The sequence below is a fragment of the Reichenbachiella sp. genome (genome assembly GCF_039941815.1).
Taxonomy (GTDB): Bacteria; Bacteroidota; Bacteroidia; order Cytophagales; family Cyclobacteriaceae; genus Reichenbachiella.
Genome location: NZ_JBDVDW010000014.1, coordinates 23437 through 39299, shown reverse-complemented (window position 1 = coordinate 39299; position 15863 = coordinate 23437). Strand labels below are relative to the sequence as shown.

General features: G+C 39.9%; 11 protein-coding genes. 6 read left to right on the top strand and 5 right to left on the bottom strand.

Translation table 11 applies throughout. From position 1 onward, the window contains the following. Window positions 1–97: 97 nt before the first annotated feature. The 6 genes from ABJF11_RS01050 (at window position 98) to ABJF11_RS01025 (ending at window position 10082) form a co-directional block, all read left to right on the top strand. Window positions 98–520: a hypothetical protein gene (locus ABJF11_RS01050; RefSeq protein ID WP_348117302.1), complete on the top strand. Its 423-nt coding sequence runs from the start codon at window positions 98–100 to the stop codon at window positions 518–520. A 17-nt stretch (window positions 521–537) separates the two neighbouring features. Next, a complete protein-coding gene (locus ABJF11_RS01045) occupies window positions 538–2325 on the top strand; it encodes an ATP-binding protein (RefSeq protein ID WP_348117300.1) in 1788 nt (595 codons plus the stop codon). A gap of 204 nt (window positions 2326–2529) precedes the next feature. Further along, on the top strand, window positions 2530–5652 hold the full coding sequence (locus ABJF11_RS01040; RefSeq protein ID WP_348117902.1) for a UvrD-helicase domain-containing protein: 3123 nt from the start codon (window positions 2530–2532) through the stop codon (window positions 5650–5652). Window positions 5653–5663: 11 nt separating this feature from the next. Next, window positions 5664–6638, top strand: coding sequence for an NADPH:quinone oxidoreductase family protein (locus ABJF11_RS01035; RefSeq protein WP_348117299.1), 975 nt, complete (start codon window positions 5664–5666; stop codon window positions 6636–6638). Window positions 6639–7041: 403 nt separating this feature from the next. Beyond that, window positions 7042–8637: a hypothetical protein gene (locus tag ABJF11_RS01030; RefSeq protein ID WP_348117298.1), complete on the top strand. Its 1596-nt coding sequence runs from the start codon at window positions 7042–7044 to the stop codon at window positions 8635–8637. 5 nt (window positions 8638–8642) lie between these two features. Beyond that, window positions 8643–10082 carry a DUF5723 family protein gene (locus ABJF11_RS01025; RefSeq protein WP_348117297.1) on the top strand — a complete coding sequence of 480 codons (1440 nt, stop codon included), beginning with the start codon at window positions 8643–8645 and terminating at the stop codon, window positions 10080–10082. On the opposite strand, the gene ABJF11_RS01020 is transcribed toward ABJF11_RS01025, so the two are convergent. Genes ABJF11_RS01020 through hisS form a run of 5 tightly spaced genes read right to left on the bottom strand, consistent with a single transcriptional unit; the run spans window position 10079 to window position 15771 of the window. Beyond that, window positions 10079–11089, bottom strand: a complete 1011-nt coding sequence (locus tag ABJF11_RS01020; protein WP_348117295.1) for a DNA repair exonuclease — start codon at window positions 11087–11089, stop codon at window positions 10079–10081. The genes ABJF11_RS01025 and ABJF11_RS01020 overlap by 4 nt on opposite strands. Window positions 11090–11091: 2 nt before the next feature. Further along, a complete protein-coding gene (locus ABJF11_RS01015) occupies window positions 11092–12108 on the bottom strand; it encodes a glycosyltransferase family 2 protein (RefSeq protein WP_348117293.1) in 1017 nt (338 codons plus the stop codon). Beyond that, a complete protein-coding gene (locus ABJF11_RS01010; protein ID WP_348117292.1) occupies window positions 12101–12439 on the bottom strand; it encodes a YbaB/EbfC family nucleoid-associated protein in 339 nt (112 codons plus the stop codon). Before ABJF11_RS01010 ends, ABJF11_RS01015 begins: the two co-directional genes overlap by 8 nt. Window positions 12440–12443: 4 nt before the next feature. After that, window positions 12444–14354, bottom strand: coding sequence for a gliding motility-associated C-terminal domain-containing protein (locus ABJF11_RS01005; protein WP_348117291.1), 1911 nt, complete (start codon window positions 14352–14354; stop codon window positions 12444–12446). A gap of 46 nt (window positions 14355–14400) precedes the next feature. Then, the gene (gene hisS / locus ABJF11_RS01000) at window positions 14401–15771 is read right to left on the bottom strand and encodes a histidine--tRNA ligase (protein WP_348117290.1); all 1371 of its coding nucleotides are present in this window, start codon (window positions 15769–15771) and stop codon (window positions 14401–14403) included. Window positions 15772–15863 lie beyond the last annotated feature (92 nt).

The window sequence follows — 15863 nt, the reverse complement described above, 5'->3', positions numbered from 1 at the left end:
TTTCTTGATGGTATACTATAGCTAAGAAATACACTCATAGAAACCCAACTCAACTTTGAATTCATTTCATCTATTTATCAACCAAAAAAATAAGACTATGGTAAGCAATGAAAGAGTTATTTGCAGTAATGAAAATTCCGGTTTGTACAGGTTCGAAAATCGCATTTCAAAAGTCAAAGAGGATATTGTGCTGTGGAAGGAGACAGAGGAGACATTTGAAAAAAAGATTCCCGACCTCAATAATAAATTTGAAAAATTGATATCAGGATGTGATCGAGTAGATGTGATTTTTGATATCACTGAAATTAACGAAATAAGACTCACACCAATCCAAAGAAAACTCTGTAGAAAATTCTTTGAACGTAACCAAAAAAAATTGTCGCATGCATTTATTGTGACGGACGACCAAACCTTTTTAAGGCTCACATCAAAGCTCTTGATGAGAAATTATTTCGAGTTGATCACTTTTCATCGCAGTGTAGATGAGGCACTTGAAGTAATAGACCTTAGCAAAGTTTAATATGAAACTCCGGCATTATGAGAAATGATTTTCAAAACTTGGTACTCGATGAGCTTTTGCATATCGCAAACGGCGAATCACGAGTCACAGAAGAAATAATAGAAGAAGAAAGTGATGACAGTTATAAGGAAGTGCTAATCGCGCTTCTGGAACTCAGTGAGGATATTAAATATAAGAAGATAGAATCCGAGAAGATCATTAAGGAACTCAATAACGAGAAGTTAAAAGCTGAGAAAGCCACAAAAGCTAAGGCTCAATTTCTATCAATGATCAGTCATGAGATCAGGACACCGCTCAATGCCATTATAGGTATTGGACATATTTTGATGAATGAATCACCAAGAGCCGATCAACTTAACTACATTCAAAACTTGCGATGGTCAGGAGATAATTTACTTGCAATTGTCAATGACGTCTTGGATTTTAATAAAATAGAAGCTGGTAAAGTCAATTTTGAATCCACTCCTTTTAACATTAAGAATACCATCAATGGTGTGCTCGAGTCCATGAGAATGAAGGCCAATGAGCAGAATTGTAAACTTATTAAAAGCATAGAAGATCAGATTCCAGAATATTTGGTGGGTGATCCTACACGGTTCGTTCAAATCCTGAACAATTTGCTCAGTAATGCGATCAAATTCACTAAGAACGGAACAGTCAGATTGGACGCTCGATCTCGTTTGGTCAATGACGGCTCAATTCGGCTAATGGTAAATGTTTGCGATACTGGGATAGGGATTTCGAAGGACAAAATCGAACAAATTTTCGAACATTTTAGTCAGGCAGACTCTAAAACCAATCGCAAGTTTGGTGGAACAGGCCTCGGACTTACGATCACAAAACAGCTTCTGGAGCTACAAGGCGGCAAGATCTGGGTTGAAAGTGATCTTGGTGTTGGTTCGGATTTCGGATTTGAAATCCCGTTTGAGCTGCCTGATCGCTCTATGATTGTAAATAGCCAATGCAGTACATCAAACTATCAGGACATGAGCCTCAAAGGCGCGAAGGTGCTGATCGTGGAAGACATCGCTGTAAATAGACTCATTGTCGAAAAATTCCTAATGGAGTGGGAAGTAGAAACCGACTATGCCGAAAACGGTGTAGAAGCGATTAATAGTGTAATTTCCGGGCAATTTGATCTTGTACTTATGGACCTCCAGATGCCGGTCATGGATGGATTTAGAGCCACATCGGAGATTCGCAAGTTGCCAAGAAACAAATACAAAAATATTCCAATAGTTGCCTTGACTGCCGCTTCAATTGGCGAAGTTTCGTCAGAGATTTTAGAAGCAGGGATGAACGATATCGTTCCAAAGCCCATCAATCCGTCCGAATTGTACCAGACGATTTCCAAATACCTTCGATCCTCACCCAAGAAAATAAAAAATGTTCGATCAATTAGAAAGCAAACCTCGGTAGCCAAGACCATTGACACGCATGAATTAAATTTTGACTACATCAAAAACCTTTCAAATGGGGATGCACATTTCCTTAAGAAGGTTCTTAGATTATCCGTTAAAGCATTCCAGGATTTCATGATAGAGTACACTATCAATCTAAATAGCTACGACTTTGAAGGACTAAGCCGAACAAGGCATAAAGCGTATGCCAATATTAAGAACTTTTGTATAATAGAGCTAAATGATTTAATGGCTGAAAGCAAAAATACGTTCAAGCCCGGTGTACAAATACAACATCGAGAAGAGTTCATTTCAACTCATCTTTTGAAAGTCAAACAAGCCACTCACAAGATCATTGACCAGTTAGAAATGGAAATCTTGGACTTGGACCCTATAGAGGTTTAGTCTATACAGACTGTAAGTATTAGTCTTGATCATTCTCTGCAAGAACTATACTTACTGCCCACTTTTATCCAGCTGAATTACTGCCTAATCATTAGAACCAAAGCTTCTAATTTCAGATTGGCAATAGCCGAAATATAACTCATGACTTTTTTGTTTCATGGTGTGGTATTACCTTTCTTAAGAAATCATAAAGACACCTGAGTTATTAAAAACTTTAGCATATATCGAGCCTCTGCCGGATCAGGGAAAACGTACATTCTGACCTATAATTACATCAGGCTCGCACTTCAGTATCCAGACTATTTCAAGACAATTTTGGCCGTCACCTTTACCAACAAGGCCACTGAAGAAATGAAAACGAGGATACTTGAAACACTTGAAAAATTGGCCAAGGGACAGCATCTAATGGCAGACGACTTGATCAAAGAGCTAAACCTTACAAAAGAACAACTGGAGACTAGGTCGGATGCACTGCTGCGAAGTATTCTACATAACTATTCCTTTTTTGCTGTCACCACGATCGATGCTTTCTTTCAGAAAATAGTCCGGTCATTTGCGCGAGAAATGGGTATTCAAACTGGTTTCAAAATTGAGCTGGATCAGCCTAAAGTAATCGCTGAAGTGATTGATGCCATGCTTGCAGATATGGCTGAAGACAAACTACTCGTACGATGGCTCACAGATTTTGCTATATACCAAATCAACCAAGGCAAATCCTGGGATACCAGAGCAGAAATCAAGAACCTGTCTTATGAACTGTTCAATGAGTTTTTGGTGCTCAACAAAGAGCGAGTCTTTGAGCAATTTGACCAACCCAATTTTGTCGATAATTTCATCTCCCAAATAGATAAACAACGCGCTGAATTGGAACAGGGAATGTCGACAATTGGTGAAAAAATTGGAGCTATTCTACAACACAATGGTCTTACTAAAGAAGATTTTACCTTCAAATCAAGCGGAGTAGGAGGCTACCTGGAAAAAATCATCGATGGTCAATTTTCAGAACCTGGTAAGCGCGTATATGACGCCCTAGAACAGGGTAAATGGTATGCTAAGGGAGCAGAATCAGAAATTGCTGTAGAAGGAGCACTGTCAGAAGGCCTCGCTGACCACTTGTCTGATGCTATTGATTACTATTTGTCTCACAATAGGGAATATCAATCTTTGATACAGGTCATTAAGTATATCTACACTTTTGGCCTGCTTTCCAAAATCTCTGATGAAATCAATGATTACAGGGAAGCAAATGATCTGCTTTTAATATCCGATTTTCCCGTATTCCTAAATCAGATCATAAACGACAGTGATGCGCCCTACATTTATGAAAAAGTTGGCGCCAGATACAAACATTACCTAATAGATGAGTTTCAAGATACCAGTGGACTCCAATGGAATAATTTCAAACCCTTGATTCTTGATACCCTAAGTGCGGGCAATTTCTCAATGGTAGTAGGCGATATCAAGCAATCGATCTATCGCTGGCGGGGCGGCAATTGGAAGATTCTTTTGGATCAAATTAGAAAAGATATTGGAGAAGATTACATCCAAGATCAGGGATTATTGACCAATAGAAGAAGTAAACAGAATATTGTTGAATTCAACAATGATCTATTTACCAAAGCACCCGGACTACTAGAGTCACAATTAGGTTCTCAACTGGGAGAGCACATCAAAGGTAATCTGAATGTGTCTTCAGCCTATATCGATAGTCAGCAGCAACTTTTTGACGAATCTGGTGATGGATACATAGATGTGCAATTCTATGAGAAGGAGGACGATTTAGATCAGGAAGATCCTTATGTAATGGACTTGTTGGTGAAAAAGCTTCAATTTTTGCAAGATGCCAACTATCAACTCAACGATATTGCTATTTTGGTTCGCACCAATCCCCAGGGGAGCCAGGTAGCCAAAAGCCTGATGCAATATCAAATGGCTAATGCCAATGATGGATATAAGTATGATGTAATTTCTAACGAATCACTTTACCTCAAAAACAATATAGCTGTTCACCTATTGATTCAAAGCTTGTCAAGCTTAGAGAATCACGGAAGATCTCTGGAACAAGCTCAACTCAGACACGCTTATCAGCAGTATACTGAATCACTGATAGACCAATCCAAAGAGTCTAAATCTGGTGTGGATATACCGTATGAGGCCCTTTCCGGATTAGGGCTGATGCAAATAATAGAGATGCTAATTTCACATTTTAGCCTCCTGGCTCAACAAAAGGATCATGCTTATATATTGGCCTTTCAAGATCTGGTACTGGACTATTTGAAATATGATAAGGATAGTCTGAAGGACTTTCTAAGCTGGTGGCAGGATAACGATACAAGGTCCATTCAGGTCTCTGAGGACCAGGCTGCAATGCGTATCATGACCATTCATAAGTCAAAAGGCCTACAGTTCAAAGCCGTCATCGTGCCTTATGGTCAGTGGAGATTAGATCACTCAGGTTCTAACGAGCAGTTACTTTGGTGCAAAACTGACGGTTCTTCCGTACTCAATAAGGTGCCATTTCTACCTGTCAGGTATAAAAATGATTTGGCCAGCACAATTTTTGCAAAAGAGTTCTACGCTGAAAAAGCTGATGTTTATCTGGATAATCTAAATCTCCTGTATGTGGCTACCACGCGTGCTGAAGAAGCGCTGATCCTGATGTCACAAATCAGTAAAAAGAACAAGGCCATCACACATGTTGGCCAACTACTTTTCAATTATTTCGAAAACGAATTGCTAATAGGAGAACAGGAGACGTCAGTAACAATAGGCAAACTACCGGAGTACTCCAGTTATGAAAAACAGGACCTTAATCCTGTTGCTCTTGCCAGTGACACGACAATAGTCGCTCAAGATAGAATCAAACTAAGGAGAAAATCTCATATACTTGATGAGGAAGTAATAGAATCAATTAATTATGGTCAGATCATTCACTGGATTTTTTCTTTAATACAATCTAAAGATGACTTTAAAGTATCATTACAAAAGGCACAAATAAAATTTGGACTATCAGACAAGGAGATGTCAGACATTAAAACTAAACTAAGGGAGATTTGGGAAATGCCTCAAATATCTAGCTGGTTTGATAATACCTGGAAGGTCAAAAATGAATCATCCATACTTATGACCAATGGTAAATTGAAAAGACCTGATCGGGTAATTGTAAAAGATAACCAAGCCATTGTGATAGATTATAAAACTGGTTTGCCCACATCTACGCATCTGGGGCAAGTCAAGGAATATAAAAACCTGTTAAGTGAAATGGGGTATGACCGTGTCGATGGCTACTTGATTTACCTTTCAAAACCTGAATTAATACCAGTATAAACTTTACATATATGAAAGCAGTACTTTGCGAATCTTATGGTCCACCTGAAAGCCTGGTGGTCAAAGAAATTGATTCATTGGTGCCACTCGATGATGAAGTCATCATCGTTGTGAAAGCTACAGGACTAAATTTCCCTGATACTCTAATAATCGAAGGTAAATATCAGTTTCAGCCAGAAATGCCTTTTTCTCCAGGAGGAGAAGTCGCTGGGATCGTAAAGTCTATTGGTGCCAAAGTGAATCATTTGAAAGTGGGAGATAGGGTGATGGCCGGTACCGGATGGGGAGGATTTGCAGAAGAAGTACGAGGCAAAGCGAGCAATGTGTTTCAAATTCCAAAATCCATTTCGTTTGTTCAGGCTGCGAGTACTATGATGACTTTTGGTACTTCATATCATGCATTAGTGAATCGAGCAGATATTCAGTCTGGAGAGACACTTCTCGTTTTAGGAGCAGCAGGCGGTGTAGGCACCGCAGCGATACAGATAGGTAAGGCACTCGGAGCTACTGTCATAGCTGCGGCTAGTAGCGACGATAAATTAGATTATTGTTTATCGATTGGTGCTGATTATACCATCAATTATTCTAATGAGGACTTGAAGAGCCAAGCCAAGGCCCTGACCGGCGGCAAAGGTGTTGATGTCATATATGATCCGGTTGGAGATCGATATACCGAACCAGCGCTACGTGCTATAGCATGGAAAGGTAGATATTTAGTCGTTGGGTTTGCTGCGGGTGAGATTCCTAAAATACCTCTAAACCTTGCCTTGCTTAAAGGTTGCTCGATCGTGGGGGTTTTCTGGGGAGGTTTTTTTCGAAATGAGCCTCAATCTAATGCTGTGAATTTTAAAAAAATTGTAGAGTGGCTCGAGGCAGGAAAAGTCAAATCTGTAGTTCACAAAGAATACCCCTTGGAAGAGGTGGCTAAGGCCATGTATGAGCTAACACAGAAAAAAGTCAAAGGTAAGATTGTATTGGTTCCCTAAGATAAGTGCAAGTAAAAAGCCACTTTGCATAAGTGGCTTCTTTTTCTACTTCTTTAGTTGATGTTCCAAAGCTAATTTTCACCGATTTGGAAGTAGATTGGAATTTGAAAAATGGATTAAGATCTTTGGTTAGAATGATTTACACATTTTATCTAACTAAACTACTCATTTTGACTGCCAAAGTCAATAATATTAAATTGAAATAACCAGTCCATAGCCGCTCACTTATAGATCAGATTTATAAATGTTACCAACAAGTATAAGTTTAATCCTATTCGGTAACTAACTACGTGGAAAAAATATGCACATTCATCGAAAAAGTTCAATCCTTACCAATTAATCGATAAGTTTGTAATTCGAATGAAAAGGTGTGGTACAATTTTCCACTTTTTTACAACTAACTATGAGAAAAAGAATTATCAGGGCAACTACCTGGTCCTGTTTGTTGGCTATGGCCTCTTGTCATGTCACTGATTTAGATAAAATAAAGCCAGCTACAATCTCCCCGAATCTTGCGCTAAATCTGGGTTTCACGGAATATACTGTACGCGAACTATTAGAGGATCTGGATAGTGAGTCTCTTGTGGACGGACCCGAAAATACATTGGCACTCCACTTTGAAGATAGCACTGTTTTCAATGATACAGAAGAACTCATATCGATCAGCTCAGTAGAGAATCAGGAAGAATTTGCTCCAGCTGAAAACGTACCTTCTAGTGCAGTAGGATATGAGATTGACATCAATACTACATTTACTTTTTCATTTCCCGCCAATAATGGAGAACAGATAGATTCACTTTTTTATAGCTCAGGTACGTTGGATTTTGATATGGTCTCCACATTCAAGGGGGATATCGACTACACGTGGGTGATAGAAGGCACCAGAGAAGTGGTGACAAACGAAGACCTTACGCAGAGCAATCAACTCGAGTATACCAGTGGAAATGTAACAGATACATACTCCAGGCCATTAGACGGACTGAAATCAAAGTTTTATGAGAATGCCGATGGTGAAAATGAGTTTCAGGTGGTGGTCACCGGTACAATAAGTTTTGAAACTGGCACAGAAATACTCCCATCTCAGAAGATGGAATTCGATTTAGCCTTTAATAATCCAACATTTAATAAAATGTATGGAATATTTGGTAGTGACCCAATCGCTTTGCAAAGTCAGACGATAGACATGGCCTCATTTGATGAGTTTTCAGGAGAAGGTCTAAAACTCGAAGACCCAAGTGTTCTACTCATTACAGAGAATTCATTTGGTTTGGATTTAGAGTTGTCATTTGATGAAATCAAGGCTATAGGCTCAGACGACAGTGAACTGCTCCTCGTGCAAAAAGACCCTCCAGGAATTGATGGATTTGTATCATCATCATTGGTAGAAGGAGAGATCAAAGTAGATTCTATTATACTTGATAAAACGAACTCCAATATTGATGACCTTTTGAACTCTACACCGGTTGCAATGGATTTTACCATTTCGGCTGTACCAAATCCCGCCTCCTCCTCTAGAGATAATAACTTTTTAATTGAAGACAGCGAGATCAAAATAAAAAGCCTGATAATAGTGCCCATGCAATTTCAAATGGATGGATTCACGGTTGATTTCGAATTTGACCTGGATGGTCTTGATATTGATGATGCAGAGTCCATCGTATTCAACCTTATCTCCACAAATGAGATTCCTTTTAATGGGTCTATAGATTTAAATTTTGTAGATGATCAAGGGAATACAATTTATAGCATCCCCGGAGCCGCAGATATTGAATCTCCCGACGTAGGCACGACTGGGAAAACCACAGAACCAAAGATTACTAACTCAGGAATTGAACTTACATCAGAAGGAATAGACGCCTTGCTAGAGGCACAGAAAATACTTGCTGTAGCTAATATTTCGACCTTTGAGGCCGAAGAAGACAGGTTTGTTACACTGTATGCGGATTATATTTTAAAAATTGAATTGTCACTTGCAGGCGAGGTAACTATTGAGCTATGATGAAGATGTATATTAAAAAAATAGCGGTAGTTGCAGTGCTTGTTATTTCAGTTGTAACCGCAAAGGCACAAAGTGATTTGTCTTTTTATCACCTAGGTGAACTGACTCCTCAAAACAACTTGTTTAATCCAGTGTTTTTTCCAGATGCCGACTTCTACGTCTCTTTGCCGGGGATCTCGGGTATCAGCACCAACTTAAACAACAGTTTTAATTATAACGATATCTTCAGTGCTGTAGAAGGTACAGACTCTGTTCGATTTGATCCAGAAGGACTACTTTCCACGATGAAAAGTGGGGATAGACTTAGTTTTAACGGATCGGTATCCTTACTTCAGGTGGGGTTTCATCTTGGACAAGCAGGAGCCATTCAACTTTTCGCGAATGAAAGAGTGAAAAGCAGTTTCTATTATCCAAAGCACATGCTAGAATACTTGCTCCATGGCAATGGTGACTTTATCGATCAGGAGGTAGTAGAAAACAACCTCAGAGGGGGGCTGTCATACTATAGAGAGTATGGAGTAGGTTATTCACGTCAGCTGACAGTTTTAGGAAGTAAAAAATTACGTGTGGGCATTAGAGCCAAATTTTTGCAAGGATTTCTGCAAGCTCAGGTCGATGAAGATGCATACGTTAGTTTCCTGACTGATGCAGAAAGTTTTAATGTACGGATAAGCACGAATCAGCCTGTGTTGCATACAGCAGGATTTGATACGATGGATGAAGATGGATATTTAATCAGCAACGCCAACAAAGGATTTGGAGTCGACATCGGGGCAGATATGGAAATAACTCCGAAACTCAAAGTGGCTTTTTCGATCAATGATATTGGAAGTATCAATTGGAAAGAGGGGGTGAAAAATTATGAGCTCATAGAGTCAGAAGCAACTTTTGGTGGATTGGACCTGAGAGATCTGGATGAGGCAGGAGACATACTATCCGATACACTAGAACAATTGTTTGATTATGAGGAGACAACCAATAGCTTTAAATCGAAACTCAATACACGAATATTTGCGTCTGGAGCGTACCAGGTTTTACCAAATGGAACCGTCACCGGAACGATTATGACTAGAAATGATTTAGGCAAACAGAGTTTTACCTATGGTGTAGGATATACCCATAAGGTAGGCCGTATGCTTACTGTATCTACCACAGTATCAAAGAAGCCTAGTCAAGGATTTGCCATAGGTGGAGGATTTGGGGCCAGACTTGGTTTCATGCAAGTCTATACTTCTATCGACAATGTTATCGGTTTTACAGACATTAGAAAGATGCAAAACATTAACATGAGGTTTGGTATCAATTTCCTATTTGGAAGATTCTCTAATAAAAAGCAGGAGGATGCAGATACGGATAAGACGCCAAGGGTGAAGCCAGTCAAAGAGAAAATCAGTCCGTTTCCAGATGAATACGATTTGGACCACTTGGAAATAATCGACAATTAATCCGCTCTAGTACGGTGGAGGCTTGAAAAACCAGATAAGGTGATATTCATCGTGGGTAAGAAGAAACCTTCAGTTTTGAGTTTGGATAGTTTGTACAATAGTTGTTCGTTATCTGCTGCTATTTGTACAATTGCATCTTTATCCATATTCATCATTTCTATTGAAAGGTAATCCTTCAATTGCTCTACCTCGACTTGTTCACTCTTAAGATCTATTTGGTACATCGGACGTGTATAAATTGGGTGAAATTGATGCGAATATTTTTTTCCTTTGATTTCAAATATATGATACCCTTTAGTCTCCTCTATTTCATCGAACATTGTTCGTTCCGTTGATCCGCTATAAATGATTGGAATCTTTCTCTCTGCATTTGAGGCATACATGACTTGGTACTTGTGAATATGACCAGATAAAATAAGATCATATTTCCCAGGAAGATCATCGATGGCCAGAGTGTCTTTTCTGTTTCTAAATTCGAAGAATTGACGACCAGCTTTTACCCCGTCTATCGCATGGTGGACACATAAAATATTGAAATGATCGTCATGCAGACCTGATTCCATCTTTCGCCTGTATTCAGAAAAAAGGGAGCGAATATCTCCTCTATAGTAGGGAAACCCAGAAAATGATAAGTCTGGAAATAAAAAGTTTGTTGGAGAATTGAATATGTAAATGTTGGGGTGATTGAGAAATAATGAGGTAGGCAAGGCAGAGCGTTCATGATTGCCAGGCACAATGATCAAAGAAATGTTGGCATTGGCAAGACGAAGAAACTCAGCGTAGGTCTGATCCACTAAGAAGGCCGGTACCTTTTTAGTCTCAAATACATCGCCGCAGTGTACCACATAATCCACCTTTCGAGTGATCGCCTCATCTATGATTTTTTTAAAATTTTGAAAGAAGTCCGGCCCCCTTTTTCTGTGCTTCACCTCACGATTGGTCAGAGGATGATCAAACCCAATATGGGTATCAGAGAAGAGCAATAGGCTGATACCTCTAGTAGACACTGCTATGGATGTTGATGAATCTGATCAAATGTTTTCTTGCCTTTGATGAAATATTGAAACGGTAAAAGAAAATTGGAGTTTTGTAAATTGATTTTTTTGTTCCGCGAGATGAGAGCTCTTTTTTTAAGGTTTTTAGATATGAGTATCACAAAAGCCATTTGTGCTCTCAGAATAGCCCAACTATGTGACCAAGAGTTATCCAAAGCAAACTTGCAGGCAGCAGCCCAGTCCAATAGGACTTTGAAGGGCAATTGCCAAACCAGTCTGGAAGCGGTTTCATTTTTCAATAAAAGTGAGAGGTTGTTTCTAAAATTGAGATATGTTTTTCTTGGATTCAGTTTGTTTAAGGTACCGCCTCCAACATGGTAGATTTTGCTCTCGGGGATGCATTTAAGCGAATGCCCCATAAGCCTGAATCTCCAACATAGATCGATCTCTTCCATATGGGCGAAAAAGTCATCATCAAAACCACCGGCATCTTTGAAAGATGATGTCCTCACAAACATACATGCACCTGTAGCCCAATGGATATCTGAAATCTCATCATACTGGCCATGGTCGATTTCGAGTTCGTCCAAAATTCGCCCTCTGCAATATGGATAACCCATATAATCTATGAATCCGCCTGCAGCTCCTGCATACTCAAATTTTTCTTTATTCTGATAATCAAGAATTTTTGGTTGGCAGGCGACCACACCCGCATGGGCCTCCATGTAATTTATTATTGGGTGGATCCAATTGGGAGTGACTTCTATGTCAGAGTTGAGTAAAATAGAATAGTCATAATTTATATCTTTGAGAGCCAGATTATAGCCACCGGCATATCCTAAATTTTTTTCAAGTTGGATGACGCGTAACCCGGGATAGTTTTTCTCAAGAAATTCTATTGAGTGGTCGGTTGACGCATTGTCGGCGATAATGATCTCAGCATCTGAGCTATGCTGCACCACAGATGGCAAAAACTGCTCAAGATACCCAACACCGTTGTAGTTTAGTATGACGACGGCTACACTAGCCATTAAACATATTGCCTAGATCAAAACCTGGGATATTCGGCATTATGCCCTCCGTCTGCTTCTGCATGTGCTCTTTGGCCAGCACATCTGCTTCGTCCATTGCTTTGTTTATAGCAGCAACAATCAGATCCTGTACTATTTCTTTGTCGGCGGTATTTACAAGAGAGTCATCGATTTGAATATTTAGCACCTGCTTCTTTCCATTTACAGTGGCCTTGACTAGTCCTGCTCCGGATTCTCCTTCTACCTCTATCTGAGCTAATACGGCCTGAGCTTCTTTCATTTTTTCCTGAACCTCTTTGACCTTACCCATCATTTTCATCATATCAAACATATCGCTATCCTTTTCTCATGAGTAACATGGATCCTGATTGATCATATTTTCGACCTTCAGCATCCTCAAAATAAATCTTATATATATAGGTTCCTTCGGGAGCTTCCCGATCATTGATTTTACCATCCCATCCGTTGAAATTGTCGGTAGTAGAAAAAATGAGTACACCCCATCTGGTATATACCTCCAATTCAAAGTTGAATACTTTAGGCCCCTTCGCCACAAACCGATCGTTGAGTCCATCATCGTCTGGAGTAAACACGTTAGGCAAAAACATCGAGGTGTTGAGCTCCGTGAGTATGATATTGGAATAAGAGAACTGAGGAGTAGGATCGAGTGATTCGGCTCTGACTCGGATCAGCTTATCTTCTGAGTCGTTTGGAGAGAACTCCACCGCTTTCTCCCGGCCGCTAAAAACGGAGTATTCTTCCAGCAGATTGCCATTCTCATCCACGCGCTCCAGAGTATAGTTACGTATACCATTTAGCCAAGTCTCATATTTACTCCAATCGTAGTTGACCTCCTTTCCTCTAACAGTACCTTGTTCTATAATCATCGGAATTGTGGCAGGTGAGGGGACGGCGAGATTTCCACAATCGTCATCATATCGAATACGGTAGGCATGCTGACCAATGAAGTTGGCTTCAGTATCGACATAAACCGTATCTTCTGTTGTGTCATAAAATTTCCATGCTCGATCTCGGATGTTACGCTCCACTATGTATCTTCTAAAAGGAATTTCTCCTGTATCTGGCGGCCCCCAAGAGAGTTCCACATCGTTTTCCAGGTTTACAGTAGAGAAGGGGTAGTCCACTGCTGGAAGGCTCTCAGATTTATTGGCGATTACGGCCGTATCTACAGACACTGAGGATCCTGAGCTAAATATGGGTTGCACATTATACACATACTCCTTGTTGCAGATCACCTCGCTATCATCATAAGAGACTATCGACGAGTTGGTTATGTTAGTCAATAAATCTCCATCTCTGATGATATTGTATGAAACGGCCTCAATGGTATCTGTTTGCCAGGTGATTGTGTTGGCCTGATCAGTGCCTTCCACATCAAAATAAACCGAACAGATGATATCTGATTCGAGATTGAGATCATTGCAAGCGTCATAGGTATTGATTCTGAAGCAATGAAACTCACTTTCTGTGTTTAAATTGTCAAGTGTAGAAGTAGCACCAGTGATCACACTGTTCTGCTCAAAGTTATCAGTCCCATTGCTGGATCTTTCGAGATTATATATGATATCGTCGCCTAATGTAAAACCAAGTTGTAACTCACCGACAATCGCTTCATCAGTAGTTTCCACTGAGGTCAAAATAGGGCTGACAATTGTGTTGATACTATTAAATGCCCTGTTGTCTGTGCCACAAGTTGCATTATTCGCATTTGTGAATCGTCCGGTCACATCTACTCGGTAATTATCCTGCGTGCCATAATTATGCGCTGAGCTAAAAGTGAGTGGGTCTACCAATTCGTTGTCAGTAACGGTAAACTCCACAAAGTAGCTATCGTAATAGTCATCTTCGATTTCAACTCTAGCGGTATGGGAAGCACAATTATGAATGGTGAATTGCGGAATTTCAGGTGACAAAACCTCTACCAAAATAGAATCCTGTTTTTCTGTGACATTGTTCGAAACCAACATAGAAATGTAGAACTCACCAGCTGTGGTGTAGGTATATGTTCCGCTGGCATCTCCCGCTACTGAAGCATCGAATCCTTCGTACCAGTATTGAGCGTCAGTCCAGCCCGCACCGGTAGTTACGTTGACTGTCATGCCCGTACATCCTTTGATAAAATCAACAGTAAATCTCCCCTGGATACTGGATTGCTGAGCCTTCAATGTCACTGAAAACAGCATCAGCAATAAAAGTACTCTACCATGTATTTTACGCAGATTCAAGGGTTATAAATTTGTTATTTTGGTATTTGCTTAAGATGTTATCAATCTAGTGACTATTCTTGATTTTAGAAATAAGATCGTTGATTTTGTAGGCCGCTTGTTCGCCATCCAACATGTTTTTTAACGTATAGTCACCGCTCTTCATTTCATCTTCGCCTATCAGGACAACGAAAGGGATGTTTAGATTATTAGCATAGGACATCTGTTTCTTCATTTTTACTGCATCAGGATACATTTCTGACCGGATACCCTGGGTTCTCAATTTTTGCAATAAACTTAAGCCAGAGGCTGTCATTTCTGAACCAAAATTCACGATCATTACTTGTACTTGAGCTCCAGTCTCAGCCGGATATAGGTCCAGTTCTTCAAGCACATCATATATGCGATCTACACCAAATGAAATACCAACACCAGATACGTCTTTCAATCCAAATACACCAGTTAGATTGTCATATCGGCCACCTCCGGTAATGCTACCGATCTGTACCCCGTTTGCTTTCACTTCGAAAATAGTGCCCGTATAGTAGGAGAGACCTCTGGCCAGTGTAAGGTCTAGTTCCAAATGGTCATTTTCTAATTTATAGGAATCAAGGTATTTGAGAATCTCTTGTGTCTCTTTTACGCCTTCTAATCCCGTTTCACTTTGCGCGAAGTAGGTAGTGAGGAATTGTAGCTTTTCAACAATGGAACCTTCGAATTCAAATACGGGCTTGAGCTTGTTGATATTTTGTTGTGTGAAACCTCGTTGTATCAATTCTTCATTAACTTTTTCTATTCCGATTTTGTCTAGTTTATCAATAGCTACACAAAAATCTGCTTCTTTGCCTGTAGCGCCGATCACTTCGGTGATACCTACTAAAACCTTTCTATTATTGATTTTTATTGTAAAATCCGGTAATTGAAGATTATTGAATACTTCATTGATCATAGCGATAATTTCAGCTTCGCAAATCAAAGAATTCGTACCAACTACGTCCGCATCGCACTGATAAAACTCACGGTATCTGCCTTTTTGCGGGCGGTCTGCACGCCAGACGGGCTGAATTTGATATCGTTTGAATGGGAATGAAATTTCATTGCGATGCATGACTACGTATCTTGCAAAAGGTACAGTCAAGTCATAACGGAGTCCCTTTTCAGCAATTTTTGGTAACAGTGCTTTGCTTCCCACTTGATAATCATTCTCTTCAGTTTTAGACAAAAAGTCTCCTGAATTCAATACTTTGAAAAGCAGCTGATCACCTTCGTCTCCATACTTGCCAGTAAGTACGGATAGGTTCTCCATGGTTGGGGTTTCGAGCTGAGCAAATCCATATTTTTCGTACACAGATCGTATCGTGTTAAATATGTAGTTCCTCTTGGCCATTTGTATCGGACCAAAGTCGCGGGTTCCCCTGGGAATCGAAGGCTTCTGCATTTGCTTTTTATTGTTTCAAGCAAAGCTAAGAATCGACCCTCTGCAAAGCAATTTGATTGCTTTATTTTATTGGTCTTTAACGAAATGACTGA